The following is a 26045-nucleotide window of genomic DNA, read 5'->3' on the forward strand; positions in this document are numbered from 1 at the left end:
CGACAATCCCAACGTCAGCCTGTCTGCACTCGCAGCCTGACTCGCTCTCCTGCCAAACCGGAGACGATGACCCGCCGACCGCTTCTGCTGACGCTTCTTACACCACGCACCGGGACACGATCCTGCCGGCCGCTGCTACCCACTTGTAAAGCCGCTGTTCGGATGTCTGAAAAGTATCCTGACGACCGTCTCTTCATGAACGACAGCAACCATTCTAGCGCATGGGCATTGCCGTCTGCGGCCGAGGAGCGGCCCCCTGAATAAGAGTGTAGGTCGGGCGCCTCGAAAAACCTCGTTCCCCGAAATTTTGGCCTATAAAAATCAAAGTCTTATGGACCAATTTTGCAGAAATCAGGGGTTTTTCGAGGTGCCCGGTCGTGCTCGGTAAAGCCAGGGTCATGAAGCCAGCTTGATGCCTATAACCAAGCGAGCCAAGCTCGCCGGGCCCCAAAACTTGAGGGCGCGGGCCGCGCCCTGCCCGGAACGCAGAAGGGGCTGCGATCGCAGCCCCTTCCTCACTCAATGCTCCCAACTTAAGCCCCCTTATATGCCAAATGCTGGTGCGGCTTGACGCGTGGTGGTCTGGGATAACTTCGCCCGGGCTGGGTGTGGCAGCGGGCGCGTGAGATAGCGTCAAGCACGGTCTGTAGCGGGTTTCGGGCGTGTTCGAGCGCCAGGAGGCAGCCGGCGAGGATTGGTTTGAGGGCACCCTGGGCGTAGGTTCGGTTGGGGCGGGAGGTGGCGTCGGGCGGCGCCGTTTCCGCGCTGAGCAACTGGCAGAGGTTATCGGCCAGAACCTTGGCGGCGAAGTCCTACTGAAAGGCGAGATAGGTGAGCCCGCTGGGTGCCTCGAGGCACAGACGATGCTTGATCCGCTTGAAGGCCTCCTCGACCCGCCAGCGGCGGTGATAGAGCGCCCCGAACTGCTCGGCCGGGTAGCGCCGGACGTCGAGTAGGTTGGTCATCAGCACGGGGATATTGCCGCTGGGGGTGACGTCGCGAATCAGCCGCACCGTAGTCGGAATGGTCTGGATCTCGTAGATCGACGCCTCGGCGGCGCGCGGTGCGGCCAGGGTCACCACCTGCTCGGGGGCGCCCGAGCGCAGGAAATCCGCGACACAGCGCCAGCCCCGGGTGTCGGCCCGCAGGCAAAAGCCCAGCCCCCGCTGCGCCAGGGACGCCACCATCGTGTTGCCGACATAGCCGCGGTCGAGCACCAGCAGGTCGCGACCGGCATCGAGTTCGTCCAGCGCCTCGAACAGCATCTGGCGCTCCGAACCGTCGGCCGGATGCAGGCTCGCGTGCAGCGTCAGCTCGGCCCCGGGCAGAAACAGCGCGAAGGCGTAGTGATCGGCAGACAACTTGGCGTTGGCGCGGGTCGAGACGCGCAGCCGGGAGGCGTCGGCCGCCACGACGCGCAACCCGTTCCAGCGCGCCGCATCGATCCGCGGCTGGGCCAGCGCCAGCAGGTGCCGGCCGGCGAGCCGGAACAGCTCCGCCGAAAAACCACGTCGGGCCTTGCTGAACGCCTGGGCGCTGACCTCCCGGCTGCGGACCGTCATGCCCTTCAACTGGCCGAACAAGGCATCGAGTTCGGCCTGCACACTGGCGCACATCCCGGACATCATCATTGCCGCGATGCGCGGCAAGGTCAGGTGGCGATCGCGGGTAAAAGCGCCCGGGTGCAGCCGCACTTGATCAACCAGGGCGGGGTCGAGAAGAAACCTGGAAAACTCATCCAGCAGCGATTGGGGATCGAGTGTTTGAGTTCATATTGTCTATTTATCAATAACTTAACGGTATGAATTTTACCCGTGACGGCGCAGGTTCACAAGGGGTTTGGCGTTAAGTTGGGAGCATTGCTTCCTCACTCCCCCACTAACGAATCACTCCCGCACCAAAAGCCGCTCCGTTTCCAGTCCTGGAAACCGTGCCTTCACGACCGTCAGGAACGCCATTACCTCCGGCGTCACCGGTGATACGTGCTCATGCAACTGCGAGCGCCCGGCGTTCTTCACGTCATGCACCTTCACCGGGTAGCCCACCTCGGTGAGCCAAGCGGCGAGCTTCGCTTGCGACAGGTCTGCGCCGTCCAGCCCCCACGCCCGCTGCACATAAGCGGTAAGGAAGGTCCGGATCGCCGTCCCGAGCATTCCAGTCCGCGCCGTCGCGTACACCTGCCCTGTGGGGCCGCGCAGGCGCTTCTGTTGTCCCTCGTCCGGCAGGCCCTCAACCTTGGCCGCAGCCACGTCCGACGCCTCCTGCAATGCCCGGAAGCGCGCCCGCCGCTGGTGGTTGCCCACGTAGAGCCCGTAGTACGCCTGCCAGTCGCTCCAGTCCGCCATGGTCTTGAGGCAATGCCCCGGCCGCACCCAGTTCCCGTCCTTGTCCTTCCCCCCCTCGCGCCAGCGGTCGAACAGCATCCGGGCCAGTCTGCCCTCGGCCACGTTGTCCCACGGTACAGTTGCAAAGGCCAGATGATCGACGCCGAGCGACTCGATCCGGACCATGCGGGCATCGACCGGGCGGCGCTTGAAGTCGTACTCCATATTGAGCCGCACCTCGGTATACCGCGACCGTGAGCAACTCGGACAGATCGTGCCTGACCTGCCGGGCACTGCGCGGGTCGGAGATCGAAACGAACCTCTGCGTGAGCGGCATCACTTCCCTCGTCTGCATGAGAACCCCTAAAGACGAGGAAGCTACACAAAATCAGGAGCTGTGAACAGGGGCTTCGTAAATGCATGACCGTGAAAGAGGTTCAGGAGGCTGGTATGTCATGTAGGTGCGATAGCCCTGACGATCTGGTCCGCATCCAGCTTGTGGAACTGCTGCTGTCGGTGCACTTCCTTCAAGTCGATGAAGCCGCTCTTGCGTAAGCCCCCGGCAAACCCATCTTCCTCCAGCCCCTTAGCTCGCTAACCATAGTGTTCACTACGCACTAGAAGTGGACACTTACATGGGCACCTCGAATAACCCGACGTTTTCAGTAGAATCCGCCACGCAACGATGAACGCGACCGAATTCGGTTCAACTGCTCCGACAACGCACCGGTTTTCCCGGCGGTGTTGCCCGTTTTTGCCTCGAATCGCCTAGGGCCGCCGCGATTCGGCCCATTTCGGGCGTCAGAAGGCCTTGATTCCAGCCTTCTGGAAATAAACCAGCCGCTTCAGGTTGTAGCAGGCCGCCATCATCGTCATCGCAAAATTCGCCCGTGCCTGGCCGATGGTGCGAAGCAACTTGCCGCCCATCTGCTCTACGGCCCCGAACACGTGCTCGACTCGCGCCCGCGTCCTGGCGATGCGCTTGTTGCGCCGCTGCTGGCACTCGGACAGCGGCTTGTTCCGGTGTCGGTGGCGCCGCTCGACATGCGCGCTGGCATGGACACGCTCCTCGCCCAAGTAGTGCGGGTCTTCGGCGAAGCGCGCCCGCATCACGCCTACCTCTTCGCCAACCGGCGCGGCACCCGGATGAAGGTGCTGATCCACGACGGCCAGGGGATCCCTCCCGACGTGAAGGCAGCGAGTTCCGTGTGCTGCGCGGTGGGGCCTGGAGCCACTATCCGATTAGCTGCCGCGCTGCCTACCGCTTCAAAAGTTCGCTCGACCTCCGTCACTACGTCATCGGCTTTCGGTTGTGTCGTGGCTCCCCCATCGATCTGCGGGACGCTGCGTCGCTGGGCGCTGAATCGCTGAGCCGCCGCCCGCCGTTTTTCGGCCGATCCCTGCCTCAGCCTAGGCATTCGGCAGGTCTTGGCAGACAGGCCACAGGGGTGGGTACAGCCCTCCCGGGCCGCACTCCGAGCAGAACACGACGAGTGATTTGCGTTAACCCGACGGTCAAGGTATAGTTGCGGACCCTGCAGTTGATTGAAACGACGGTTGTGACAACTTTTGTGAATGCGGCTCCCGAAATCGGGGAAGACTGTCACAAGAGCGGTGTTAAAAGATTTCTTATAAATCAACAGATTATGATCTGTTTGACGTTTAAGACCAGTCTTGTGACACCTGGCTACGATTAACATTGATGTTAATCATCAGCCTCATAACCCGAAGGTCGCAGGTTCAAATCCTGCCCCCGCAACCAGTTTAAAGCAGGGCCCAATCACTCAGGTGGTTGGGCCTTTTGCTTTGGGGTGCCGATCTGCGGTGAGGGTTGGCGCCGGGCCGCCCGGTTCAGCCCAGCCACTTGAGCAGCGTTGCGTACAGCCGTTCCGGTACCACGGGTTTGGGCACGAAGTCGTTCATGCCGGCGCTGAGGCAGTTGGCCTTGTCTTCGCTGAAGACGTTGGCGGTCATGGCGAGGATGGGGACGCGCTGGCGATCGGGCAGCGCGCGGATCAGGCGGGTGGCGCTGAGGCCGTCCATCCGGGGCATCTGCATGTCCATCAGGATCAGGTCGTAGGTTTTGGCGGCGGCCTTGTCCACTGCGTGCTGGCCGTTGTCGGCGGTGTCCACCGCGAGGCCGACGGTGGTCAGCAGCTCTTCGGCGACCATCTGGCTGATGGGTTCGTCCTCGACGAGGAGGACGACCTTGCCCGACGCGACCTGCTGCAGGGCGGCTTCGGCCTGGGCGATGTCCGGCACGTCGTGCGTGGGGGCCGAGGCGTCGCGGCGTTCGAGCCGGGCGGTGAACCAGAAGGTGCTGCCTTCGCCCGGGGTGCTGGCGACGCCGACGCTGCCGCCCATCAACTCCGCCAGCCGCTTGGTGATGGCGAGCCCCAGGCCGGTGCCGCCGTATTCGCGGGTGGTGGAGCAGTCGGCCTGCTCGAAGGCGTTGAAGATCTTCTCGAGCGCTTCGGGCGGGATGCCGATCCCGGTGTCGCTCACCTCGAACCGGGCCCGGACCTGCCGGGCGTCCTCCGCTTCGATCCGCACGCCCACCGTGACGCTGCCGTGCTGGGTGAATTTGATGGCGTTGCCCACGTAGTTGAGTAGGGCCTGCTGGATGCGCGTCCCGTCGCCGGCGACGGCGGGGACGTCCGGCGGGATGTCGACGCGCAGGGCGATGCCCTTCCCGGCGGCGCGGTCGTTCATGATCGAGGCGACGTTGGCGAGCAGTGCGGGGAGTTCGATGGGTTCGGTGTTGAGGATGAGCTTGCCGGCTTCGATCTTGGAGAGGTCGAGGATGGCGTTGATGATCTCCAGCAGGTGCTTGCTGGCGGCTTCGATCTTGTCCAGACGGTCGGCCTGCTCGGGGGTGACGCCGGTGCGGTGCAGCAGGTAGGCCATGCCGGTGATGGCGTTGAGCGGGGTGCGGATCTCGTGGCTCATGTTGGCCAGGAAGGTGCTTTTGGCGACGTTGGCCGATTCGGCGGCGTTGCGGGCGTCTTCGAGCTGCTCGGTGCGTTCGCGCACGAGTTCCTCGAGGTGGCTGCGGTGGATCTCGAGTTCCTGTTCGAGGGCTTTGGTGGCGGTCACGTCGGTGACGAAGCCGTACCACACGATCCGGCCGTCGTCGCCCACTTCGGGCATGGCGTCCACGTGCAGCCAGTGGATCTGCCCGTCGGTGTGGCGGATGCGGTAGTCGACGAGCCAGCGTTCCATGGTGGCGGCGGAGCGCTCGAGGGACGCGAAGAAGCGCTCCCGGTCGTCGGGCAGCAGCAGCGCCCGGATGTGGCTGGCGTCCGATTCCACCACCTCGGGGGCGACGCCGTAGATCTCGCGCACCGCTTCGCTGGCGAAGGGCAGGGCGCCGGTGCCGTCGGGGTGCTGGTAGTACTGGAAGACCATGCCCGGGACGTGGGCGAGGATCTTGCGCATCTGTTCGGTGGCGGCCACCTTGGCGAGCAGGGCTTCCTGGTCGACGATGGACTTGAGCAGCCCGTTGAAGGCGTTGGCGAGCTTGCCGATCTCGTCGTCCTGCGCCACCGGCAGGGGTTGGCGCGGGCGGGTGCCCTGGCGCATCTGGTCGAGCAGTTCCGCGGAGCGCGCGAGGGGCTGGAGCTGACGGCGCACCCACCAGCCGGCGATCAGCACCGCGAACAGGGTGAGCGCCGCGGCCAGCATGAGCATGCGTTGCTGCATCTGGCGGACCACCAGGAAGGCTTCCTGGGTGGGCAGCACGGACTGCATCAGCCACCCGGTGTCGCCGATCCGCACCGACGACGACAGCTCCTCCACGCCGCGGGAGCTGACCGCGACCCCCGAGCCTTCGTGGCCGTCGAGGTAGCGGTCGTAGACGGGGTTGATCCCCGGGGCCGGGCCGGTTTGCATCACCCGGCGCTTGTCGGACGAGGCGATGAAGGTACGGGATCGGGCGTCGGTGACCAGGAAGTCGCCGGTGTGGCCATATTTGGCGTGGCTGATCTGGTCCAGGAAGTTGGGCTCGCGGAGGTTGATGACCCCCAGCACCGCGCCCAGGTAGTGCCCGTCCGCCCTGCGGATCGGCAGGGCGATGGTGATGACCGGCACGCCGGTGCGCTTGCCGATCCGCGGCGGGCCGATGACCGGGCGGTCGGCTGCATGCACCTCGGGCAGGATGGGCATGTCGCCGTAGTCGGTGCCGGTGCGTTCGAGGGAGGTCGGCACGCTGGCGAGGGCGACGCCCTGGGCGTCGAGCACGATGACGCCCCAGTTGAACAGCGGGGCGAGCCCGGCCTGGGATTCGAGGAGCGCCTGGGGGGCCGTGTGGCGCAGGTCGCCCTGGCGGCCGAGGTAGCCGGCCAGTTGCGTCAGGACGGCGCTGCGCTCATTGACCGAGCGGTGGATCTCCGCGGCGATCAGCGAGACGGTCGAATACTGCTGGGCCGAGATCGCGGCTTCCATGTCGGCGCGCAGGTATTTGCCGATGACGAGCATCACGATCCAGATCGACGCCACCGAAACGCACAGCGATCCGGCGACCAGCCTGGTTCTCAGGGATTGCCATGAAAGGCCGGTCATCGGGTGTTCTCCAGGAAAAGCTCTGTCGCGCAGGGTTTGGCCGAAGGCCGGGCTGGGTTGGATGCGCGATGGCAGTGACCTCCGGCGTGTGGATAGTCACCATTACGGAAGCGGACGGTGAAAGGTTTAGGCTCCCGTCGCGGGCCGCTCGGGGCCGGCGCCTCAGCGGCTGGCGCGCACCTGCGCGGCGAAGGCCAGCGCGTCGGGGATGAACGCGAAGAAGTCGGCCTGCAGCCCGTCGAAGGCGGCGTGCAGCTCGTCGCCGGCACCCGCCAGGGGGTTGGGCCGGTGCAAGCGGAAGCGCGCCATGCGGTCGAGGGCGAGGGCCACGTTGGCGGCGTCGCGGTAGCTGGCCAGCCAGTCGTGGGCGGCCATCCGTTCAAAGACCGGCGCAAAGCTGGCGGGCAGCGGTTCGGCGCAGGCGGCGATCAGGCGGTAGGTGTCGGCGGTGAAGCCGGCGAGGGGCTCCGGGCTGAAGTGCGCCCAGTGGAGGGCGAGGAGGTGGTCGTAGAACATGTCGACCATCACCCCGCTCACCCGCCGGCGGGCGTCGCTGATCCGGGCCCGGCTGCGCCGGAAGGCCGGGTGGCTGTCGGCAAAGCTGTCGATGCGCCGGTGCAGCGACACGCCGGCGGCAAGCGCGTCTCCCAGGCCGGCCGGGAGCGGCCCCTTGACGAAGTCGCCGATCACCCCGCCGATCCGGTCGGCTGCGAGCGGCCCGGCGAGATAGGCGTGGGCAAGGTAGTTCATGGCGCGCTGGAGGCTGGGGGTGGATCGCCGCCCGCCGCCATTGTGCGCCAGGTGCGTCGCCCGTGGGGGTCAGGCGCGCAGGTACTGGGTTTCCTTGAGTTCCTCCATCACCACGTAGCTGCGCTGCAGGGTGACGCCGGGGAGGTAGCGGTGCAGGGTGCACAGCAGGTCGTGGTAGTCCTCCAGGGCGCCCAGGCGGGCCTTGAGGAGGTAGTCGAAATCCCCCGACACCAGATGGCATTCGATGATCTCGTCCAGCTTGTCGATGGACTGGCGGATCTCGTCGAGCACCTGGGGGGATTTGTTGGCGATGCGGATCTCGATGAACACCAGCACCCGCAGGCCGAGGGCGACCGGATTCACCCGGGCGTGGTAGCCCGAGATGATGCCGTCCCGCTCCAGGCGGCGGACGCGTTCGGTGCATGGGGTGGCGGACAGCCCAATCTGGGCAGCCAGCTCGGTCATGGTGATGCGGCCGTCCTGCTGGAGGGCGTGGAGGATCTTGCGGTCGATGGGGTCGAGGGGGCGCATGGAATGGGCGTGCTCTCTGGGCGGGTGGGGGCAGGGCGACGGTGCGCCCTGCCGGTGGGTTTAGCGGCGCTTGCCGGCAGGGGCGTCGGCAGGCGGCGGGCCGGCGCGACGGGGGCCGTCGGCGTCGAACTGGGCCTTCAGCTCGTCGGCCTTCTTGCGCTGCTCGGGGGTGAGCAGCTGGTAGATCCGGTTGGCGCCGGCGGCCCGCATCTGGGCGATGGCGGCCATGGCCTGGGCTTCGGTCTCGGCCAGGGCCTTCACCCGGGCTTCGTCGTAGTTGCCCGAGAAGCTGAGGGCGCGCAGGTCGGCATGGGCCTTGCGGGCTTCCTTGGCCTTCTCGCGGAGCGCCGGGGCCTGCTCGTGCATGAGCTTGAAGATCTGGTCGCGCTGGGCCTCGGTCAGCTTGAGTTCGCGCACGAACGGGGGCATGGGCATGCCGCCCTCGAAGTGGTCCATGCCACCGCGCATGCCGAAGTGGTGGGCGCCGTGCCCCTCGCAGCGGGGGCCGCCGTCCATGGCCTGGGCGGCGAAGGGGAGGGTGGCGACGAGGGCCAGGGGAAGCAGGAGCTTGTTGCGGAGTTTCATGGCGTTTCCTTGTGAGCGTCGGTTGTCGGATCGGGCTGGCGGTGGGGCTTGCCCGACGGGATGAAATTTCCCACTCCCCCGCGTTAATGGCGGTTGTCGGCGGGTAAATGCGGGTAAAGGGAGTGCTCCGGTTTGTTACCGCGTGCGCCGCCGGGGGCGCTGCGCGTCTCGCGCTCGCGGGTGCGCAGCGCCTGCAGGCGGGCTTCGACGATCTGGCGCTCGGGGCTGTCGTCGTCGGTGTCCTTCAGGGCGAGCTGGAGCTGCTCCAGCGCCGCCTTGGCGTCGCCCGAGAGGGCGTAGTACTCGCCCTGGTGACGGTGGGACTGGAGCGGCTGGCCCAGCGCGGCCCAGGCTTCGGCGGCCTGGCGGTGGAGGGTGGCGTCGGCGGGCCGGCGCGCGAGCTGGGCGTCGAGGAAGGCGATGGCGGCCCGGTGGTCGCCGCCGCGGATGAGCAGGGCGGGGTAGTCGTACACGAGCTGGATGTGATCCGGGTAGCGCTTGAGGGCGGCCTCGAGGCGGGCCCGGGCGGCGGCGTCGCGGCCCGACTGGCTGAGGATCTGGCCGGCCAGGGCTTCGAGCATGGGGTGGCGGAAGCCGTCGCGGACGAGGCCGTCGAGGGTGGCTTCGGCGGCGCTGAAGTGGCCGGCCCGCAGCTGGGCCGCGGCGAGGCCGTAACGGGCGGCGCTGCGGTCGCGGTGGCGGCCTTCGGCGAGTTCGGCGGCGAGGCGCTGCTCGGCGTCGCGGGGCGTGCCTTCGTAGCTGCGCACCAGGGCGCGGGCGAGGTGGTAGTCCTGGCTGTCGGGCACCTGGCGGTAGGGCTGGGCGAAGGCGCGGTCTTCGGCTTCGGCCACCCGCTGGGCGGTGAGCGGGTGGGTGCGCAGCCAGGCCGGGGTGGTGCCGGCCTCCACCAGCCGGGTGCGCTGCTGGAGGCGCTCGAAGAAGCTGGCCATCGCCCGCGGGTCGAAGCCGGCGCGCACCAGCAGCTGAAAGCCGATCCGGTCGGCCTCCTGCTCGTGCTCGCGGGTGTAGTCGATCATGCTCTGCTGCTGGGCCGCGGTGGCGCCGGTGGCGGCGGCCATGGCGGCCTGCCCGTTGCCGGTGCCGGCGGCGAGGATGGCGGCGACCATCGCGGCCATCGACAGCATCTGGCCGCCCGACTGGGCGGCGATCTGCCGGGCGATGTGGTGCTGGCCGACGTGGCTGATCTCGTGGGCCAGCACCGAGGCGAGTTCGCTCTCGCTCTGGGTGGCGGCGATGAGCCCGGTGTGCACGCCGATGTGGCCGCCGGGCAGGGCGAAGGCGTTGAGCTGGTTGGAATCGACCGCGAAGAAGCGGAAGGGCTGGCCGGCCAGATCGGGGTCGGTGGCCACCAGGCGATGACCGAGGGCGTCCAGGTAGGCGTCGATCTCGGGGTCGTCCAGCATTGCGCCGGCTGCCTTCAGGCTGCGCATCGTCTGTTCGCCCAGGGCGTGCTCGCTCTGGCGGGAGAGGGTGCTTTCGGCGGCGTCGCCCAGATCGGGCAGGCTCGCGGCCCGCGTGCCGGTGCAGAAGGCGAAGGCGGTGACGAGGGCGATCAGGCGGAGGCGTCGGGGCATGGTTTGGCGCGGGGGCTCGAAGACAGGTGAAATCTTCGGGCAGCGTCTTGTTAAGCCCGGTTCGTGAGGTGTAAAGGCATGTAAAGGCGGGTAAAAGCGCCGTCGGCCGGTGGGAGCGCGGCGCGGGCGCCCGTATCATCCGGGCAGGGAATCCAGAAAGCAGGTGCAGGATGAGCAAGGTGTTGCTGGTTGACGACGACGTGGAGCTGTCGTCGATGTTGCGGGAGTACATCGAGCAGGAAGGCTTCGAGGCCGACGTGGCCCACGACGGCGAAGCCGGGGTGGCGGGGGCGCTCACCGGCAGCTACGCCATCGTGGTGCTCGACGTGATGATGCCGCGCCTGGGCGGCATCGAGGCCCTGCGGCGCATCCGCGCCCATAGTCAGGTGCCGGTCATCATGCTCACCGCCAAGGGCGACGACGTGGACCGGATCGTCGGGCTCGAGCTGGGGGCCGACGACTACGTGCCCAAGCCCTGCACCCCGCGGGAGCTGGTGGCGCGCCTGCGGGCGATCCTGCGGCGCACCCAGGACGTCTCGCCGGCCGACACCGCCGGCGGGCCGCTGGTGGCCGGCGCGCTGCAGATGTGGCCCCAGATGCGTCGCGCCCAGTGGCGGGGCGACGCCCTCGAACTCACCAGCACCGAGTTCAACCTGCTCGAACTGCTGGCCCGCAACGCCGGCCGGGTGGTGAGCAAGGCGGAGCTGTCGGAGCAGGGGCTGGGGCGGCCGCTGGCGCGCTTCGACCGGAGCATCGACGTGCACCTGTCCAGCATCCGTCACAAGCTTGGCCCGCGCCCGGATGGGCGCTCGTGGATCGAGACGGTGCGCGGGCTGGGCTACCAGCTGGTCCGCGAGTAGAGGCCCGGCGTGAAGTTCGGGCGGCTGTTCTGGAAGTTCTTCTTCGTCTTCTGGCTGGCCCTGCTGCTGGCCGGGGTGGGCGTGGGTAGCGCGGTGTGGTGGCATCAGCAGAAGGAGCGCGAGCGCATCGAGGCCGAGCGCGACCCGCTGCTGGGAGGCGGGCCCCGGGTGACGATGGCGCTGTCGGCGGCGGCGTCGGTGCTGGGGCACGGCGGCTTGCCGGCGCTGCGCGACCTGATCGCCGAATGGCGCGGCGAGCGCATGCCGCGGATGTTCGTGGTGGACGACGCCGGGCGCGACATGTTCGGGCGCGAGCTGAGCGCCGAGCTGGTCGCGGACGCCCGCGCCCGGGCCGAGGGCGACGACCCCCGTCGCCCGGCCCGGCTGGTCACCGCGCCGGATGGGCAGCGCTTCCTGCTGCTGGTGCCGCAACTGCCCGGAGATCGCTTCGACCCGCGGCGCGAGCCACCGCCCGGCAGGGGCGAGCCACCCCGGGGCGGACGTCCGCCCTTCGACCGTCACGGCCCGCTGCCCCCCAGCCCGTGGCTGCCCATCGTGGTCGGGCTGATCGCCAGCGTGGCCGCCAGCGCGCTGCTCGCGTGGTATCTGGCGCGGCCCATCCGCAACCTGCGCTGGGCCTTCGGGGCGGTGGCCAGCGGCCAGCTGGAGACCCGCGTCGGCCCGCTGATGGGCGCCCGGCGCGACGAGATCGCCGATCTGGGCGGCGACTTCGACCGCATGGCCCAGCAGATCCAGCACCTCATCGGCGCCCAGCGCCGCCTGCTCCACGACGTCTCCCACGAGCTGCGCTCGCCCCTGGCGCGCCTGCAGGCGGCCATCGGCCTGGCCCGCCAAGACCCGGCCAAGCTCGAGGCGACCCTCGACCGCATCGAGCGCGAGGCGGTGCGACTGGACGAGCTGGTCGGCCAGCTCCTCACCATCGCCCGGCTGGATGCCGGCACCCGCGACAGCCGCAGCGAGCGAGTCGAGCTGTTCGACCTGGCCGCCGCCATCGCCGACGACGCCCGCTTCGAGGCCCAGAGCCGCGGCCGCGAGCTGAACTTTTCCGGCGAGGGCGAGGCGGAAGGCGAGATGCGGGTGGAGCTGGTCCAGCGGGCCTTCGAGAACGTGATCCGCAACGCCGTGAAGTACACCGCCGAGGGCACGACGGTGGAGGTGCGCGCCAGCGCGGCCGACGGGCGCTTCGTGCTCACCGTGGCCGACCGCGGCCCCGGCGTGCCGGAGGCCGACCTGACGGCGATCTTCGAGCCCTTCTACCGCAGCGCCGGCGGGCAGTCGGCGGGGGGCTTCGGGCTCGGGCTGGCGATCGCCCGGCGGGCGGTGGAGGCTCACGGCGGTCACATCCGCGCCAGCAACCGCCCGGACGGTGGGCTGGCGATGGAGATCGTGCTGCCCTTCGGCCCCGTTGCTGCAGCGCAAAAACCAGCCTAAAAGAAAGTTGGGCGCAGCCCCGGCCTGCTGTTAGAATGCGCGCCGTGGCGGGTCTCCCCGCATAGCAGCGCGGTGAACCTGGTCAGGGCCGGAAGGCAGCAGCCACAGCCGTTCCCTGCTAGTGCCGGGGGTCGGGCTCGCCACCCCGAATTCAAGGGGCGTCCAGGCGGACGCCCCTTTTTACATTCGTCCGCCGTCCTTCGAGCCCGTCGGCCCGGCGCCGGCGCCTGATAGAATTCCGCCATGGCCTATCAAGTCCTTGCCCGCAAGTGGCGCCCGCGCAGTTTCGAGACGCTCGTCGGGCAGGAGCACGTGGTCCGTGCGCTGACCCACGCCCTCTCCACCGGTCGCCTCCACCACGCCTATCTGTTCACCGGCACCCGCGGGGTCGGCAAGACGACCATCTCGCGCATCCTCGCCAAGGCGCTCAACTGCGAGACCGGTGTCACCCCCACGCCCTGCAACCAGTGCGCCGCGTGCACGGCCATCGACGCCGACCGCTTCCCCGACTACGTCGAGATGGACGCCGCCTCCAACCGCGGCGTGGACGACATGGCCGCGCTGCTCGACCAGGCGGTGTATGCGCCGGTCCAGGGCCGCTACAAGGTCTACATGATCGACGAAGTGCACATGCTCACCGGGCACGCCTTCAACGCGATGCTGAAGACGCTCGAAGAGCCGCCCGAGCACGTCAAGTTCATCATCGCCACCACCGACCCCCAGAAGATCCCGGTCACCGTGCTGTCGCGCTGCCTGCAGTTCAACCTCAAGCAGATGCCGCCGGGCCACATCGTCGGCCACCTCACCCGGCTGCTCGAGGCCGAGCAGGTGCCCTTCGAACCGGGCGCGCTGCGCCACATCGCCAAGGCCGCCAGCGGCTCGATGCGCGATTCCCTGTCGCTGCTCGATCAGGCCATCGCCCACGGCGCCGGCAAGGTTGAAGAGCAGGCCGTGCAGGACATGCTCGGCACGGTGGGCGACGACCACCTCTACGCCGTGCTGGATGCGCTGGTCGCCAATGACGTGGCCGCGCTGATGGCCGCCGTCGATGGCATGGAGGCGCGCAGCCTGTCGTTTGAATCGGCGCTCCAGTCGCTGGCTGCGCTGCTGCACCGCATCGCGCTGGTCCAGCTGGCGCCGGCGGCGGTCACCGACGAGTTCGAGGCCGCCCGCCTTGCGCCCTACGCCCAGGCCTTCGACGCCGAGTTCCTGCAGCTGGCCTACCAGATCGCCATCCACGGCCGCGACGAGCTGTCGCTGGCGCCCGACGAGACCACCGGCTTCTCGATGACCCTGCTGCGCCTGTTCGCCTTCCGTCCGGATCAACCCGCGGGGCTGGGCGCGGTGGTGGCGGGTGGCGGCGGTCAGGGGCAGGCGCGCCCGGTGCCGGCCCGTCCCGCTGCGCCCGCACCTGCCGCCATGGCGCCTGCTCCGCGGCCGGTCGCCGCGCCGGTCGCACCGCCCCCGTCGGCTGCGGTGGCGCGGGAACCCGTACGCACGCCCGAACCGCCGCCCGTCCGTGCCGAGGTGGCGCCGCCTGAGCCGGCTCGCGCCCCCGAGACCGCGAAGCGGGTAGATGTCGCCAAACCGGTCGAATCCAGCGGCCCCGATGACGGCAGCAGCGTGCCGCCCTGGGAGGATCTGCCCCCGGAGGCCCACGAGATCGCGCCGCCCCGCCCGGCGGCGCCCCGCGAAACGCCGCCGGCCGCCATCGCCCCGCCGCCGGAACCGGCGCCCGAACCCACCCGGCCGGCGCCGCCCGTCACCCGCCCGCCCGAGCCATCGCCCGCTTCCGTGCCGGCGATGGCCGACGCCGCCGGCTGGCACGGCCTGCTCAACGCGCTGGGCCTCGGCGGCCTCAACCGCGAGCTTGCCCAGCACTGCGAACTGCTGGGCACCGCCGACGACACCTTCAGGCTGCGCCTGTCCCACACCCACCGCCACCTGCTGCAGATCAACAAGGCCGGCCCCGAGAAGCTGCAGGAGGCGCTGTCTGCCCATCTCGGGCGTGCGGTGCGGGTCAGCGTCGAGGTTGGCGAGATTGCCACCGAAACCCCGGCCCAGCGCAACCAGGCCGAGAAGGCCGAGCGCCACGCCGCGGCGGTGGCCTCGCTGGAGCAGGACCCCTTTGTCCGCGAACTGATCGAACGATTCGACGCGACGCTCGAGGAAGCGTCGGTCAAACCCCTCTGAACCCCCCACTGGAGAAGTCACCATGATGAAAGGCGGCATCGCCGGCCTGATGAAACAGGCCCAGCAAATGCAGGAAAACATGAAGAAGATGCAGGACAGCCTCGGCGGCATCGAGGTCGAAGGCCAGTCCGGCGCCGGCATGGTCAAGGTCCAGATGACCTGCAAGTACGACGTTCGCCGGGTGAGCATCGACCCGTCGGTGATGGACGACAAGGAAATGCTCGAAGACCTGCTGGCCGCCGCGGTGAACGACGCCGTGCGTCGCGTCGAGGCCACCACCCAGGAGAAGATGTCCGGCTTCACCGCGGGCCTCAATCTCCCGCCGGGCTTCAAGATGCCGTTCTGACCGGCCGTGAGCGCGCCCTCCAGCCTCGACGCCCTCATCGAAGCCCTGCGCTGCCTGCCGGGCGTGGGGCCCAAGTCCGCCCAGAGGATGGCCTACCACCTGCTGCAGCGCGACCAGCGCGGCGCGGCGCGGCTGGCCACCGCCCTCGGGCATGCCCTGGAGGTGCTGCGCCACTGCGCCCGCTGCAACACCTTCTGCGAAGACGAGGTGTGCGCCCGCTGCGCCAACCCCCAGCGCGACGCCACCCAGCTGTGCGTCGTCGAGATGCCGGCCGATCTGGCGATGATGGAGCAGACCCACAGCTTCCACGGCCTGTACTACGTGCTGATGGGCCGGCTGTCGCCGCTGGATGGCATCGGCCCGCGGGAGCTGGGGCTGGAGAAGTTCCTCAACCGCGCCTGCGACGGCGTGGTCCAGGAGGTGATCCTCGCCACCAACTTCACCAACGAGGGCGAGGCCACCGCCCACATGATCTCCGAGCTGCTGAAGAGCCGCGGCATCAAGGTGAGCCGCATCGCCCGGGGCATTCCGGTCGGCGGCGAGCTGGAGCACATCGACACCGGCACCATCGCCCAGGCGCTGGTGGAGCGCCGCGCCCTCTGATTTCGTCCCCTTCGGGAGTCCCACGATGGTCCAAGCCGCCAAACCCCTTGCCGGCGTCAAGGTGCTGGAACTCGGCACCCTGATCGCCGGGCCCTTCTGCACCCGCATCCTGGCCGAGTTCGGCGCCGAGGTCATCAAGGTCGAATCGCCCGACGGGGGCGACCCGCTGCGCCAGTGGCGCAAGCTGCACGAGGGCACGTCGCTGTGGTGGTCGGTGCAGGCGCGCAACAAGCGCTCCTTCACCGCCAATCTCAAGGATCCGGACGGCCTCGCGGCGGTGCGCCGGCTGGCCGCCGCGGCCGACATCGTGGTCGAGAACTTCCGCCCCGGCGTGCTCGAAAAGCTCGGCCTGGGCTGGGATGTGCTCTCCGCCGCCAACCCCGGGCTGGTGATGGTGCGCCTGTCCGGCTTCGGCCAGACCGGGCCGTACAAGGATCGCCCCGGCTTTGGCGCCATCGGCGAATCCATGGGCGGGCTGCGCTACATCACCGGTTTCCCGGATCGTCCGCCGGTGCGCACCGGCATCTCCATCGGCGACTCCATCGCGGCCCTGTGGGCGGCCATCGGTGCGCTGATGGCCCTGCGCCACCGCGAGGTAAACGGCGGCGCCGGGCAGGTGGTGGATGTGGCGCTCTACGAAGCCGTGTTCGCGATGATGGAGAGCATGGTGCCGGAGTTCGACGTCGCCAATTTCGTGCGCGAGCGCACCGGCAACGTGATGCCCGGCATCACCCCCTCCAACACCCACACCACCCGCGACGGCCGCCACATCATCGTCGGCGGCAACGGCGACGCGATCTTCAAACGGCTGATGCTGGCCGTGGGTCGGCCCGATCTGGCCGACGACCCCGGCCTCGCCAGCAACGCCGGCCGCGACGCCCGCGCGGCGGAGCTTTACGCGGTGATCGACGCCTGGGTGGCAGCCCGCGACGGCGATGTCGTGCTGGCCGCGATGGAGGCGGCCCAGGTGCCGGCGAGCCCGGTCTATTCGGTGGCCGACATGTTCGAGGACGCCCAGTTCATCGCCCGCGACATGTTCGAGCAGGTCAATCTGCCCGGCGGCCAGCCCATGAAGATTCCCGGCATCGTGCCCAAGCTCTCGGATACGCCGGGCAGCACCGAATGGCTCGGGCCGAAGCTCGGCGAGCACACCGACGAGATCCTCGCCGGGCTTGGCTACTCCCCGCAGGAGATCGTCGCCCTTCGTGAAAAAGGCGCGGTCTGACGGCTTCTGGCGGATGGTCGGCCGCCGTGTCGCGGTATCATTCCGGCATCCCGATTACCGAACATCGCGACTGACTGAAATGGCAACCATTCTCGTGACCGGCGGCGCCGGCTACATCGGCTCCCACACCTGTGTCGAACTCCTCGCGGCCGGCTACGACGTGGTCGTGGTGGACAACTTCAGCAACAGCAAGCCCGAGGCCCTGCGCCGCGTCGAGGAGATCGCCGGGCGCAAGCTGGCGGCCTTCCACCGCGCCGACATCCGTGACAAGGCGGCTCTGCGCGAGATCTTCGCGGCCCACGCCATCGAGTCGGTGATCCACTTCGCGGCCCTCAAGGCGGTGGGCGAATCCGTCGCCAAGCCGCTGATGTACTACGACAACAATATCGCCGGCACGGTGACCCTGGCCGAGGCGATGGCCGAGGCGGGCGTCAAGTCGCTGGTGTTCAGCTCGTCCGCCACGGTGTATGGCGACCCCGCCAGCGTGCCGATCCGCGAGGATTTCCCCACCGGCCCCACCAACCCCTACGGCCGCACCAAGTGGATGATGGAGTTCGTGCTGTCCGATCTCGCCGCCGCCGATCCCGAGTGGCGGGTGGCGCTGCTGCGCTACTTTAACCCGGTGGGCGCCCACGCCAGCGGCCGCATCGGCGAAGACCCCAACGGCCTGCCCAACAACCTGATGCCCTACGTCAGCCAGGTGGCGGTCGGCCGCTTGCCGCAGCTGCGGGTCTTCGGCGGCGATTACCCCACCCCCGACGGCACCGGCGTGCGCGACTACATCCACGTGGTGGATCTGGCCGTCGGCCATGTGGCGGCGGTGCGCCGGCTGGCCGAGCGTCCCGGCGTGCTCACCGTCAATCTGGGCACCGGCGTGGGCTACAGCGTGCTCGACGTCATCAAGGCCTTCGAGAAGGGCTGCGGCCGTGCGGTGCCCTACGAGATCGTCGCCCGGCGTCCCGGCGACGTGGCCCAATGCTACGCCGAGCCCACCCTCGCCGCGCAGGAGCTGGGCTGGCGCGCCACCCGCGGCATCGACGAGATGTGCGCCGACGCCTGGCGCTGGCAGAGCAGCAACCCGCAGGGGTACCCGGATTGAGCGCCGACCTCCCGCCCAACGACGCCCTCAACGTGCTGGGCGGGCCGCTGCTCGCCTGCAGCTACGCGCCCCTCACCGGCTGGATGCGGACGGGCTGCTGCGAGGCCGATCCCGAAGACGCTGGCCGTCACCACGTATGCGTGAGGGTGACCGCCGAGTTTCTGGTGTTCAGCGCGATGCGCGGCAACGATCTATCCACCCCGCGGCCCGAGTTCCGCTTTGCCGGCCTCAAGCCCGGCGACCGCTGGTGCCTGTGCGCCCTGCGCTGGCGCGAGGCCTGGGAAGCCGGCATGGCGCCGCCGGTGATCCTGGAGTCCACCCACATGGCCGCGCTGGAGGTGATCCCCTTCGACGCGCTGCGCAGCCACGCCTACCTGGGCTGACTACAGCCCGGCCACCCACTCCAGCAGCGCATCCTGCACCTCCCGCGCCGCGCCGGCGTTGGGGTGATTGACGAGCAGCACCACCACGTAGCGGCGTCCGCTGTTGGCCAGCACGTAACCCGCCAGGCTGCGCACGCCGTCGAGGGTGCCGGTCTTGACGTGGGCCGACCCGGCGGCCGGGCTGCCGGCCAGCCGTTTGCGCGCGGTGCCGTCGACGCCTGCCACCGGGAGTGATGCGATCAGCTCCGGCATGGTCCGGCTGCGCCAGGCCGACTGCAGCATCTGGCCAAGGGTGGCGGCTGTGACCCGCTCGCTCCGCGACAGCCCGGCGCCGTTCTCGATCACCAGCCCGACGGTCGGGACACCGTTGCTGGCCAGGCTGCGCTGGGCGGCCCGGGCGCCGGCCACGACGGAATCCTCGTCCGGCTCCGCCTGCGCCCCCAGGGTGGCGAGCAGGCCCCGGGCGATGACGTTGTTCGACCACTTGTTCATGTCCCGCAGCACCTCGGGCAGGGTGGGCGAGACCGTCTCGACCAGCAGGCGGGCGTCGGGCGGCGCCTTCCCCTCCCGAAAACGTCCCCCGATCTCGCCCCCCAACTCCTTCCAGATCGCCCGGAACATGCCCTCGAACAGCCGGTCCGGCGGCAACGGGGCGAGGTTCCAGTCGAAGGCTTCGGTGCAGCCCTGGGGCAGGGCGCCCTCCAGGACGAGGCGGACGCCGGCCGGCGTCTCGGTGCGGCTGGCCACGAGCTGTGCGGTGGGGTCGCCGCAGCCGGCGGCCGGGCTGCGGCGGAGCCGGTTGTCGATGGCGAGGCCGACAGGGAGCGGCTCGCTGCTCACGCCGGCCCCGGTGGGCGTCGGCTGCACGCGCAGCCGGATCGCGCCGTAATCCACCGTCAGCGCATCCGCGCCGGCGTTGTAGGGGCGCAGCGGGCGCTGGTCGAACAGTCCGGGGTCGTGGGGCGGCAGGCGGAACAGGCTGCGGTCGGCAACCACGTCGCCGTCGATGCGCCGGACGCCTTGCGCCCGCAGGTCGCGCAGCGCCAGCCACAGCCGCTCGCGGGACAGCCGCGGGTCGCCGCCGCCGACGACGTGCAGATCGCCCTGGAGGGTGTGCTGGCGGATGTCGCCGCGGCTGACGAAGCGGGTCTTCCAGGCAAAGGCCGGGCCCAGGCGATCGAGGGCCGCGAAGCTCGTCACCAGCTTCATCACCGAGGCCGGGTTCATCGGCTCCTGGGTGCGCTGGGCGAGCACCGGGGGCGTGGCCTCCACGTCCTGAACCAGCACCGCCACGGCGCCGCGGGGAATGCCGGCACGGGCAAGGCTGGCATCGAGGGGGGCGGGCCAGGGCTCCGCGAGGGCGGTCGGGGGGCTGGCAAGCAGCGTGACCAGGGCGATCCGACGGGCGATGCAGCGGGGCAGGGGGGGCATGGTGTGACGTTCCGGAAGCGGCGGGCTGGCGGAGGCCGATTATGCCCCGGTCGGCGCCAAACCCTTGCTGCATCGCCAAAAAAACCGCCCCGTGGCAGGCCTTCCGGGTCATGTCGATGCGCTCCGGCGGCCCCCCGAACTTGGATAATCTCCAATGCTGGCGCGGGTTTAGCACCGTAGCCCTTTTTTTAGGGCGGGTATTTCGCTATACTCCGCAGGTTTTCCGTATTGCGATCTTCGAAGTCTCTTTTATTGAGGTTAGTGGGCCATGAGCGTGGATCAAAAAGTGGATGCGGGTCGGCGCCAGCTGTTGCTGGTGACGTCGGCTGCGGGGGGCGTGGGCGCTGTCGCCGCTGCCGTACCGTTTGTCGCGAGCCTGACGCCGTCCGAACGAGCCAAGGCAGCCGGTGCTCCGGTTGAAGTGGATATCAGCAAGCTGCAGCCGGGTCAGATGATGACCGTCGAGTGGCGTGGCAAGCCGGTCTGGATCATCAACCGGACCAAGGAAATGCTGGATTCGCTGAAGAAGACCGACAGCGAAGTCAGCGACCCGAAGTCCGAGAAGCCGATGCAGCCGGCCTATGCCCAGAACGAAACCCGTTCGATCAAGCCGGAGATTCTCGTCGCCGTCGGCATCTGCACCCATCTGGGCTGCTCGCCGTCCGACAAGTTCAAGACCGGCGCCGAGAGCGGCGTTGCCGCCGACTGGCCGGGTGGCTTCCTGTGCCCCTGTCACGGTTCGACCTTCGACATGGCGGGCCGGGTGTACAAGAGCAAGCCGGCGCCCGACAACCTCGAGATCCCGCCGCACAAGTATCTGAGCGACGCCAAGATCATCATCGGCGAAGACGGAAAGGCATAAACGATGACGACCAAATCTCAAGCGGTTTTGGACTGGATCGACGCGCGCTTCCCGCTGACGTCGACCATCAAGGGCCACCTGACCGAGTACTACGCGCCCAAGAACTTCAACTTCTGGTACTTCTTCGGCTCGCTGGCCCTGCTGGTGCTGGTGATCCAGATCGTGACCGGCATCTTCCTGGTCATGCACTACAAGCCGGATGCCTCCCTGAACGCCTCCGGCGTGCCGGTGGCCTTCGCATCCGTCGAGTACATCATGCGCGACGTGCCGGGTGGCTGGCTCATCCGCTACATGCACTCCACCGGCGCTTCGGCGTTCTTCATCGTGGTGTACCTGCACATGTTCCGCGGCCTGCTCTACGGTTCCTACCGCAAGCCCCGCGAACTCATCTGGATCTTCGGCACCCTGATCTTCCTGGCGCTGATGGCCGAAGCCTTCATGGGCTACCTGCTGCCCTGGGGTCAGATGTCCTTCTGGGGTGCCCAGGTGATCGTGAACCTGTTCTCCGCGATCCCCGTCATCGGTCCCGACCTCTCCGTCGTGATCCGTGGCGACTTCGTGGTGTCCGACGCGACCCTGAACCGCTTCTTCTCCTTCCACGTCATCGCCGTGCCGCTGATCCTCATCGGCCTGGTTGCCGCCCACATCGTTGCCCTGCACGAAGTTGGCTCCAACAACCCGGACGGCGTCGAGATCAAGAAGAAGAAGGGCGCCGATGGCCACCCGCTGGACGGCATCCCCTTCCACCCGTACTACACCGTCAAGGACATCGTCGGTGTCGTGGGCTTCCTGATCGTCTTCTCCTTCATCGTGTTCTTCGCGCCTGAAGGCGGCGGCTACTTCCTGGAGTTCAACAACTTCATCCCGGCCGACCCGCTGAAGACCCCGCCGCACATCGCGCCGGTCTGGTACTTCACCCCGTTCTACTCGATCCTGCGTGCCGTTACCTACCCGCTGTTCGGGATCGACGCCAAGTTCTGGGGTGTGGTCGCCATGGGTGCCGCGGTCGTCATCATCGCCTTCCTGCCGTGGCTCGATCGCAGCCCGGTGAAGTCGATCCGTTACAAGGGCGGCCTCTTCAAGCTGATCCTGACGGTCTTCATTATCGCCTTCTTCATCCTCGGCTACCTGGGCGTGCTGCCCCCGACCCCGGGCCGCACCATCGTGTCGCAGATCTGCTCGGTGATCTACTTCGGCTTCTTCCTGCTGATGCCGTGGTACTCCAAGATGGACAAGTGCAAGCCCGAGCCCGATCGTGTGACCGGTTAATGAGAATGAAAGCCATGAAAAAACTTTTGACGTCTCTCCTGTTCGCACCGCTGCTTGCAATCGCCAGCGGCCCCGAACTGCACCTGGACAAGGCGCCGGTGTCCACCGAGCCGGCGGCGCTGCAAAATGGCGCCAAGCTCTTTGTCAATTACTGCCTGAACTGCCACGGCGCCAGCTACATGCGCTACAACCGGCTGCAGCAGATCGGTCTGTCCGAGCAGATGATCAAGGACAACCTGATGTTCACCGCCGACAAGATCGGCGAGCCGATGCGCATTGCCATGCAGCGCGACGAGGCCAAGGTGTGGTTCGGTGCTGCGCCGCCGGATCTGACCGTGATCTCCCGCTCCCGTGCCTCCGAGTTCGGTAGCGGCGCCGACTGGCTGTACACCTACCTGCGCGGCTTCTACCGTGACAGCGAGCGTCCCACCGGCTGGAACAACGTGGTCTTCGAGAATGTCGGCATGCCGCACGTTCTTTACGAACTGCAGGGTGAGCAGGTCGCCAAGGTCACCGAGAAGGACGACGGTCACGGCGGCAAGACCAAGGAGATCCACCTGGAGCAGGGCAAGCCCGGCACCATGTCCAAGGATGAGTACGACAAGGCCGTGGCCGACCTCGTCTCCTTCCTGACCTGGATGGGTGAGCCGATGGCCGAGACCCGCAAGTCCATCGGCGCCATCGTCATCGCCTTCTTGAGCGTTCTCTTCGTTCTTTCCTATCTTCTGAAGAAGAATTACTGGAAGGACATTCACTAATCGGCCGCAGCAGTAAAGCCGATGCAATCTCTTGCTGTCATTGAGCAAGACGCACCACGCGCGCGGCGCGTGGTGCGTGATTCAGAGTATCCGTGGGGTAACACAACGATGATGAATTTGTATTCCGGAACGACAGATCCTTTCAGTCACCGGTGTCGTATCGTGCTCTTCGAGAAGGGCATGGATTTCCAGGTGATTGATGTCGATCTCTTCAACAAGCCGGAAGACATCGCGGTCATCAACCCGTACAACCGGGTTCCCGTGCTGGTTGATCGCGATCTCGTGCTCTACGAGTCCAACATCATCAACGAGTACATCGACGAGCGTTTCCCGCATCCCCAGTTGATGCCGCCCGACCCCATCATGCGCGCCCGGGCCCGTCAGCTGCTGCACACTTTCGAGCTGGAGCTGTTCTCCCACATCGACGCCCTGGAGAAGAACCCCAAGGGTGCCGAGAAGGAGCGCGCCCATGTGCGTGACCAGCTCACCCAGCTCGCGCCGATGTTCACCAAGCAGAAGTTTCTGCTGGGTGAGGAGTTCTCGATGCTCGACGTGGCGATCGCACCGCTGCTGTGGCGTCTGGATCACTACGGCATCGAGTTGCCGCGTTCGGCGGCTCCGCTGATGAAGTACGCCGAGCGTATCTTCAGCCGCCAGGGTTTCATCGACGCGATGACCCCGTCCGAGAAGGTGATGCGGCGCTGAATGCCGATCCGGAGCCGCGCCTGTCGCGGCTCCGGAGCTTTTCTGGCGTTCCCTCACTTCGGGTTGGAAGGCGCGTCAGGCCAAACCGGCCGGAAAGTTCGACTCATGAGTGAAATCTCCACCAAGCCTTATCTGGTTCGAGCCATCTATCAGTGGTGCACCGATCAGGGGCTTACCCCCTACATCGCCGTGGCGGTCGATCGGCACACGATGGTCCCGCGACAGTTCGTGCAGGAAGGCCAGATCGTGCTCAACATCAGCCCCGACGCCACCCAGAGCCTCGTGATCGGCAACGAGTTGATCGCCTTCCAGGCGCGCTTCGGCGGCGTGGCCCAGAACATCTCGGTGCCCGTCGACAACGTGTCGGCCATCTACGCCCGGGAGAACGGTCATGGGATGGCGTTCGAAGTTGCCGGCCTGCCCGCCCACGACGCGGCGCTCGAGGCCGAGACCGAGTCGCCGGTTTCCGGCGAGCCGCCCGAGGCGGCCGTTCCTCCCGATGAGCCGCCGGAGCCGCCCAAGGTTGGGCGCAGCCATCTAAAGCTCGTCAAGTAAAGCCGCACTTCCGGCTTGATCTTGCTCAGAGCAGCGTCCGCCGCTTCGAGCGTAGAGTAGCCCGCTATCTGCAACCCACCACGCTTTGAGGTTCCCCGACATGGCCGCCATGGAATGGTCTGAAAAACTCGTTCTCGGTCTGGCGCCGATGGATCAGACCCACGTCGAGTTCGTCGACGCCTACAACCGTCTGCTGGCAGCGTCGGGCGCCGACCTGCTGGCGGAGATGGATGCCTTCATCGTCCACACCGTCGAGCATTTCGACCAGGAAAACCGATGGATGGAGTTGATCGGCTTTCCCGCCTGCCACAAGGCGGAGCACGACCGGGTGTTGGCTGTCTGCCGGGACGTGCGCAAGCGCATGGAGCGCGGCGACGAAGCCCTTGGCCGTCAGCTGATCCGGGAACTGCCTGTCTGGTTCGACAATCACGTGGCGACGATGGATGCCGCGTTGTCGTCTTACATCGCCACGATCGGTTTCGATACCGAGACCGGTGAGATCCGCAACCCGCCTCAGGCAGATTGCGAGGACGGCTCTTCTTCGTGCTGCACCCCGCCCGTCCAGCCGGCCGCGCCCGCAGCCGAGGGGCAGCCGGCCTGACCCCCGTCTTCGGGAAGGGCGGCCGATGAGCATCTTCGACGTCCTTGCGGAGGAGCGCATCCGCGCAGCGCTCGCCCGGGGCGATCTGGCCGGGTTGCCCGGGGAAGGGCAGCCGCTGGTTTTCGACGACGACTGTCTGGTTCCGGTCGAGGTGCGGATGACCAACCGGGTTCTCCGCAACGCGGGTTATGTCCCTCCGGCGGTGGCCGACCTGAAGGCGTTGAGGGCGCTCGCCGCCGGTGCGCCGACCGCTGCCGATCCGGTTTCCGATGCCCGGCGTCAGCGCCAGATGACCCGTTTGCTCCTGCAACTCGAGGCGGCCGGGCTTTCTCATGTCGCGGCAGCCCTGCTGAGGCGTGCCGGCCCCGATGCCGGTTTGCCGGACTCGGCGCAGTCAGCCGAATTGCCCCTAAAGTAGTAGCGTCCTGCTGACGATATGTCGCTCACTCGTGTTTACATGGCAGGTGGGTGATGTCTTTCGTTCGGGTGAACAGCGGTGAGGTGGAGGTCGGTCGGCCGGTTCCGTGGGCGTTGTACGACGACCGGAAGCAGTTGCTCCTTGCCCGCGGGGTGATCGTCGAGACCGAGACTCAGAAAAAGGCGCTGATGGAGCGGGGCTTGTTCCGCAAGCTGCAGATCAGCGAGACCAGACTCAACACCGACAGCGGCGGCGAGAAACCGAGCGAGAGCGCCTTCGCCTTCGAGGAGATCAAGCTCGACATCGGCGACACCCTCCAGCTTCAGTCCCAGGGCGATTCGGTGCAGAGCCGGTTCTACGTCAAGCTGATCGGCTTCCTCAAGGGCAAGAGCATCATCGTCTCGACGCCCACCGTGGATGGCAAGGTGTTGCTGATGCGCGAAGGTCAGGGCTTTGTGGTCCGGATGTTTTCGGGCAAGAGCGTGTATGCCTTCGGCACGACGATCTTCAAGGTGGCCAACGTGCCGTTTCCCCATCTTCACCTGAGCTACCCGAGTCAGGTGCGGGGGCTGGTGGTGCGGCGCGGGGCGCGGGCGCGGGTCAACCTGATCTGCGCCGTCTCCGGAGCCGACGGGCGGGCCCATGCCGCGTCGCTGGTGGATCTGAGCACGGGCGGGGCGATGCTCACGGCGAAGTCGCCGGTCGGGGTGAAGGACGACAACGTCTCGATCAAGTTCCGGGTCACCGTGAGCGATGTGGAGGAATACCTTACCGTGCCGGCGGTGCTGCGCTCCGTCCATGCGTCGGCAGCGGCGGAGGGGGAAGTCCCCCAGGTGAACCATGGGGTGCAGTTCGGCGATCTACCCCATTCCGAGCAGGTCGTGCTTTCCGCCTTCGTCTATCGCGCCCTGTTCGAGGAATCGGCGGACGTCTGAGCGCG

At 67.7% G+C, this 26045-nt stretch carries 25 protein-coding genes, 1 other RNA gene and 1 pseudogene; 18 read left to right on the top strand and 9 right to left on the bottom strand.

What is annotated here, in order from left to right:
• Positions 1-812 precede the first annotated feature (812 nt).
• From ACE3N6_RS02465 to ACE3N6_RS02475, 3 genes and pseudogenes are all read right to left on the bottom strand, one after another.
• Positions 813-1745 (bottom strand): IS4 family transposase, encoded by a 933-nt coding sequence (locus ACE3N6_RS02465; protein ID WP_374243655.1) that lies wholly within the window; start codon positions 1743-1745, stop codon positions 813-815.
• Positions 1746-1886: 141 nt separating this feature from the next.
• On the bottom strand, positions 1887-2549 hold the full coding sequence (locus tag ACE3N6_RS02470; protein ID WP_374243656.1) for a hypothetical protein: 663 nt from the start codon (positions 2547-2549) through the stop codon (positions 1887-1889).
• Positions 2550-3125: 576 nt separating this feature from the next.
• Positions 3126-3395, bottom strand: a pseudogene (locus ACE3N6_RS02475) (transposase); the annotation flags it as partial.
• Between ACE3N6_RS02475 and tnpB the strand changes: the two are divergent.
• A complete protein-coding gene (gene tnpB, locus ACE3N6_RS02480) occupies positions 3381-3695 on the top strand; it encodes an IS66 family insertion sequence element accessory protein TnpB (RefSeq protein WP_374243587.1) in 315 nt (104 codons plus the stop codon). The pseudogene ACE3N6_RS02475 and the gene tnpB sit on opposite strands and share 15 nt — an antisense overlap.
• A 480-nt stretch (positions 3696-4175) precedes the next feature.
• Here the strand turns inward: tnpB and ACE3N6_RS02485 are convergent, their stop codons facing one another.
• The 5 genes from ACE3N6_RS02485 to ACE3N6_RS02505 all read right to left on the bottom strand — a co-directional run bounded on the left by ACE3N6_RS02485 (position 4176) and on the right by ACE3N6_RS02505 (position 10345).
• Positions 4176-6884, bottom strand: coding sequence for an ATP-binding protein (locus ACE3N6_RS02485; protein WP_374243588.1), 2709 nt, complete (start codon positions 6882-6884; stop codon positions 4176-4178).
• 162 nt (positions 6885-7046) lie between these two features.
• Complete coding sequence (locus ACE3N6_RS02490) at positions 7047-7634, bottom strand: ACP phosphodiesterase (RefSeq protein WP_374243589.1); 588 nt, start codon at positions 7632-7634, stop codon at positions 7047-7049.
• A 69-nt stretch (positions 7635-7703) separates the two neighbouring features.
• A complete protein-coding gene (locus tag ACE3N6_RS02495) occupies positions 7704-8165 on the bottom strand; it encodes a winged helix-turn-helix transcriptional regulator (protein WP_374243590.1) in 462 nt (153 codons plus the stop codon).
• 60 nt (positions 8166-8225) lie between these two features.
• Positions 8226-8750, bottom strand: coding sequence for a Spy/CpxP family protein refolding chaperone (locus ACE3N6_RS02500; RefSeq protein WP_374243591.1), 525 nt, complete (start codon positions 8748-8750; stop codon positions 8226-8228).
• 83 nt (positions 8751-8833) lie between these two features.
• A complete protein-coding gene (locus tag ACE3N6_RS02505; protein ID WP_374243592.1) occupies positions 8834-10345 on the bottom strand; it encodes a M48 family metalloprotease in 1512 nt (503 codons plus the stop codon).
• Between the two features lie 170 nt (positions 10346-10515).
• Between ACE3N6_RS02505 and ACE3N6_RS02510 the strand changes: the two genes are divergently transcribed.
• The 9 genes from ACE3N6_RS02510 (at position 10516) to ACE3N6_RS02550 (ending at position 18506) form a co-directional block, all read left to right on the top strand.
• A complete protein-coding gene (locus ACE3N6_RS02510; protein WP_374243593.1) occupies positions 10516-11205 on the top strand; it encodes a response regulator in 690 nt (229 codons plus the stop codon).
• Positions 11206-11214: 9 nt separating this feature from the next.
• Positions 11215-12657: an ATP-binding protein gene (locus ACE3N6_RS02515; RefSeq protein WP_374243594.1), complete on the top strand. Its 1443-nt coding sequence runs from the start codon at positions 11215-11217 to the stop codon at positions 12655-12657.
• Between the two features lie 46 nt (positions 12658-12703).
• Positions 12704-12802: signal recognition particle sRNA small type (ffs, locus tag ACE3N6_RS02520), an RNA gene on the top strand.
• 98 nt (positions 12803-12900) lie between these two features.
• Positions 12901-14850: a DNA polymerase III subunit gamma/tau gene (dnaX, locus tag ACE3N6_RS02525; RefSeq protein ID WP_374243595.1), complete on the top strand. Its 1950-nt coding sequence runs from the start codon at positions 12901-12903 to the stop codon at positions 14848-14850.
• 22 nt (positions 14851-14872) lie between these two features.
• The gene (locus ACE3N6_RS02530; protein ID WP_374243596.1) at positions 14873-15196 is read left to right on the top strand and encodes a YbaB/EbfC family nucleoid-associated protein; all 324 of its coding nucleotides are present in this window, start codon (positions 14873-14875) and stop codon (positions 15194-15196) included.
• A gap of 6 nt (positions 15197-15202) precedes the next feature.
• Positions 15203-15799, top strand: coding sequence for a recombination mediator RecR (gene recR / locus ACE3N6_RS02535; RefSeq protein WP_374243597.1), 597 nt, complete (start codon positions 15203-15205; stop codon positions 15797-15799).
• Positions 15800-15824: 25 nt separating this feature from the next.
• Positions 15825-17024, top strand: coding sequence for a CaiB/BaiF CoA transferase family protein (locus ACE3N6_RS02540; RefSeq protein ID WP_374243598.1), 1200 nt, complete (start codon positions 15825-15827; stop codon positions 17022-17024).
• A 79-nt stretch (positions 17025-17103) separates the two neighbouring features.
• Positions 17104-18123: a UDP-glucose 4-epimerase GalE gene (gene galE, locus ACE3N6_RS02545; protein WP_374243599.1), complete on the top strand. Its 1020-nt coding sequence runs from the start codon at positions 17104-17106 to the stop codon at positions 18121-18123.
• Positions 18120-18506 (top strand): DUF2237 family protein, encoded by a 387-nt coding sequence (locus ACE3N6_RS02550; RefSeq protein WP_374243600.1) that lies wholly within the window; start codon positions 18120-18122, stop codon positions 18504-18506. The genes galE and ACE3N6_RS02550 overlap by 4 nt, the downstream gene beginning before the upstream one ends.
• Here the strand turns inward: ACE3N6_RS02550 and dacB are convergent, their stop codons facing one another.
• Positions 18507-19937: a D-alanyl-D-alanine carboxypeptidase/D-alanyl-D-alanine-endopeptidase gene (gene dacB / locus ACE3N6_RS02555; protein ID WP_374243601.1), complete on the bottom strand. Its 1431-nt coding sequence runs from the start codon at positions 19935-19937 to the stop codon at positions 18507-18509.
• A gap of 268 nt (positions 19938-20205) precedes the next feature.
• Between dacB and petA the strand changes: the two genes are divergently transcribed.
• The 8 genes from petA (at position 20206) to ACE3N6_RS02595 (ending at position 26040) form a co-directional block, all read left to right on the top strand.
• Entirely contained in the window at positions 20206-20799 is a 594-nt protein-coding gene (gene petA, locus ACE3N6_RS02560) for a ubiquinol-cytochrome c reductase iron-sulfur subunit (RefSeq protein ID WP_153161204.1), read from the top strand.
• A gap of 3 nt (positions 20800-20802) precedes the next feature.
• On the top strand, positions 20803-22068 hold the full coding sequence (locus ACE3N6_RS02565; protein WP_153161205.1) for a cytochrome bc complex cytochrome b subunit: 1266 nt from the start codon (positions 20803-20805) through the stop codon (positions 22066-22068).
• Between the two features lie 14 nt (positions 22069-22082).
• Positions 22083-22826, top strand: coding sequence for a cytochrome c1 (locus tag ACE3N6_RS02570; protein WP_374243603.1), 744 nt, complete (start codon positions 22083-22085; stop codon positions 22824-22826).
• Between the two features lie 108 nt (positions 22827-22934).
• Positions 22935-23531 (top strand): glutathione S-transferase N-terminal domain-containing protein, encoded by a 597-nt coding sequence (locus tag ACE3N6_RS02575; RefSeq protein ID WP_153161384.1) that lies wholly within the window; start codon positions 22935-22937, stop codon positions 23529-23531.
• A gap of 105 nt (positions 23532-23636) precedes the next feature.
• The gene (locus ACE3N6_RS02580; protein ID WP_374243605.1) at positions 23637-24086 is read left to right on the top strand and encodes a ClpXP protease specificity-enhancing factor; all 450 of its coding nucleotides are present in this window, start codon (positions 23637-23639) and stop codon (positions 24084-24086) included.
• A 100-nt stretch (positions 24087-24186) separates the two neighbouring features.
• Positions 24187-24687, top strand: coding sequence for a hemerythrin domain-containing protein (locus ACE3N6_RS02585; protein ID WP_374243606.1), 501 nt, complete (start codon positions 24187-24189; stop codon positions 24685-24687).
• Between the two features lie 25 nt (positions 24688-24712).
• Positions 24713-25105, top strand: coding sequence for a DnaJ family domain-containing protein (locus ACE3N6_RS02590; protein ID WP_374243607.1), 393 nt, complete (start codon positions 24713-24715; stop codon positions 25103-25105).
• A gap of 53 nt (positions 25106-25158) precedes the next feature.
• Positions 25159-26040: a flagellar brake protein gene (locus tag ACE3N6_RS02595; RefSeq protein WP_374243608.1), complete on the top strand. Its 882-nt coding sequence runs from the start codon at positions 25159-25161 to the stop codon at positions 26038-26040.
• The last annotated feature ends 5 nt before the right edge of the window (positions 26041-26045 follow it).

The organism is Zoogloea sp., from assembly GCF_041904905.1.
In the GTDB taxonomy this organism is placed as follows: Bacteria; Pseudomonadota; Gammaproteobacteria; order Burkholderiales; family Rhodocyclaceae; genus Zoogloea.

Bases quoted from the DNA above. Each gene is read 5' to 3' on its own strand.
- ACE3N6_RS02495 (WP_374243590.1), bottom strand. From the start codon at position 8,165: ATGCGCCCCCTCGACCCCATCGACCGCAAGATCCTCCACGCCCTCCAG.
- ACE3N6_RS02530 (WP_374243596.1), top strand. From the start codon at position 14,873: ATGATGAAAGGCGGCATCGCCGGCCTGATGAAACAGGCCCAGCAAATG.
- ACE3N6_RS02485 (WP_374243588.1), bottom strand. From the start codon at position 6,884: ATGACCGGCCTTTCATGGCAATCCCTGAGAACCAGGCTGGTCGCCGGA.
- dnaX (WP_374243595.1), top strand. From the start codon at position 12,901: ATGGCCTATCAAGTCCTTGCCCGCAAGTGGCGCCCGCGCAGTTTCGAG.
- galE (WP_374243599.1), top strand. From the start codon at position 17,104: ATGGCAACCATTCTCGTGACCGGCGGCGCCGGCTACATCGGCTCCCAC.
- tnpB (WP_374243587.1), top strand. From the start codon at position 3,381: ATGGACACGCTCCTCGCCCAAGTAGTGCGGGTCTTCGGCGAAGCGCGC.
- ACE3N6_RS02570 (WP_374243603.1), top strand. From the start codon at position 22,083: ATGAAAAAACTTTTGACGTCTCTCCTGTTCGCACCGCTGCTTGCAATC.
- ACE3N6_RS02575 (WP_153161384.1), top strand. From the start codon at position 22,935: ATGATGAATTTGTATTCCGGAACGACAGATCCTTTCAGTCACCGGTGT.
- ACE3N6_RS02590 (WP_374243607.1), top strand. From the start codon at position 24,713: ATGAGCATCTTCGACGTCCTTGCGGAGGAGCGCATCCGCGCAGCGCTC.
- ACE3N6_RS02540 (WP_374243598.1), top strand. From the start codon at position 15,825: ATGGTCCAAGCCGCCAAACCCCTTGCCGGCGTCAAGGTGCTGGAACTC.
- ACE3N6_RS02510 (WP_374243593.1), top strand. From the start codon at position 10,516: ATGAGCAAGGTGTTGCTGGTTGACGACGACGTGGAGCTGTCGTCGATG.
- ACE3N6_RS02580 (WP_374243605.1), top strand. From the start codon at position 23,637: ATGAGTGAAATCTCCACCAAGCCTTATCTGGTTCGAGCCATCTATCAG.
- ACE3N6_RS02500 (WP_374243591.1), bottom strand. From the start codon at position 8,750: ATGAAACTCCGCAACAAGCTCCTGCTTCCCCTGGCCCTCGTCGCCACC.
- ACE3N6_RS02595 (WP_374243608.1), top strand. From the start codon at position 25,159: ATGTCTTTCGTTCGGGTGAACAGCGGTGAGGTGGAGGTCGGTCGGCCG.
- dacB (WP_374243601.1), bottom strand. From the start codon at position 19,937: ATGCCCCCCCTGCCCCGCTGCATCGCCCGTCGGATCGCCCTGGTCACG.
- ACE3N6_RS02585 (WP_374243606.1), top strand. From the start codon at position 24,187: ATGGCCGCCATGGAATGGTCTGAAAAACTCGTTCTCGGTCTGGCGCCG.
- petA (WP_153161204.1), top strand. From the start codon at position 20,206: ATGAGCGTGGATCAAAAAGTGGATGCGGGTCGGCGCCAGCTGTTGCTG.
- ACE3N6_RS02490 (WP_374243589.1), bottom strand. From the start codon at position 7,634: ATGAACTACCTTGCCCACGCCTATCTCGCCGGGCCGCTCGCAGCCGAC.
- ACE3N6_RS02565 (WP_153161205.1), top strand. From the start codon at position 20,803: ATGACGACCAAATCTCAAGCGGTTTTGGACTGGATCGACGCGCGCTTC.
- ACE3N6_RS02505 (WP_374243592.1), bottom strand. From the start codon at position 10,345: ATGCCCCGACGCCTCCGCCTGATCGCCCTCGTCACCGCCTTCGCCTTC.
- ACE3N6_RS02470 (WP_374243656.1), bottom strand. From the start codon at position 2,549: ATGGAGTACGACTTCAAGCGCCGCCCGGTCGATGCCCGCATGGTCCGG.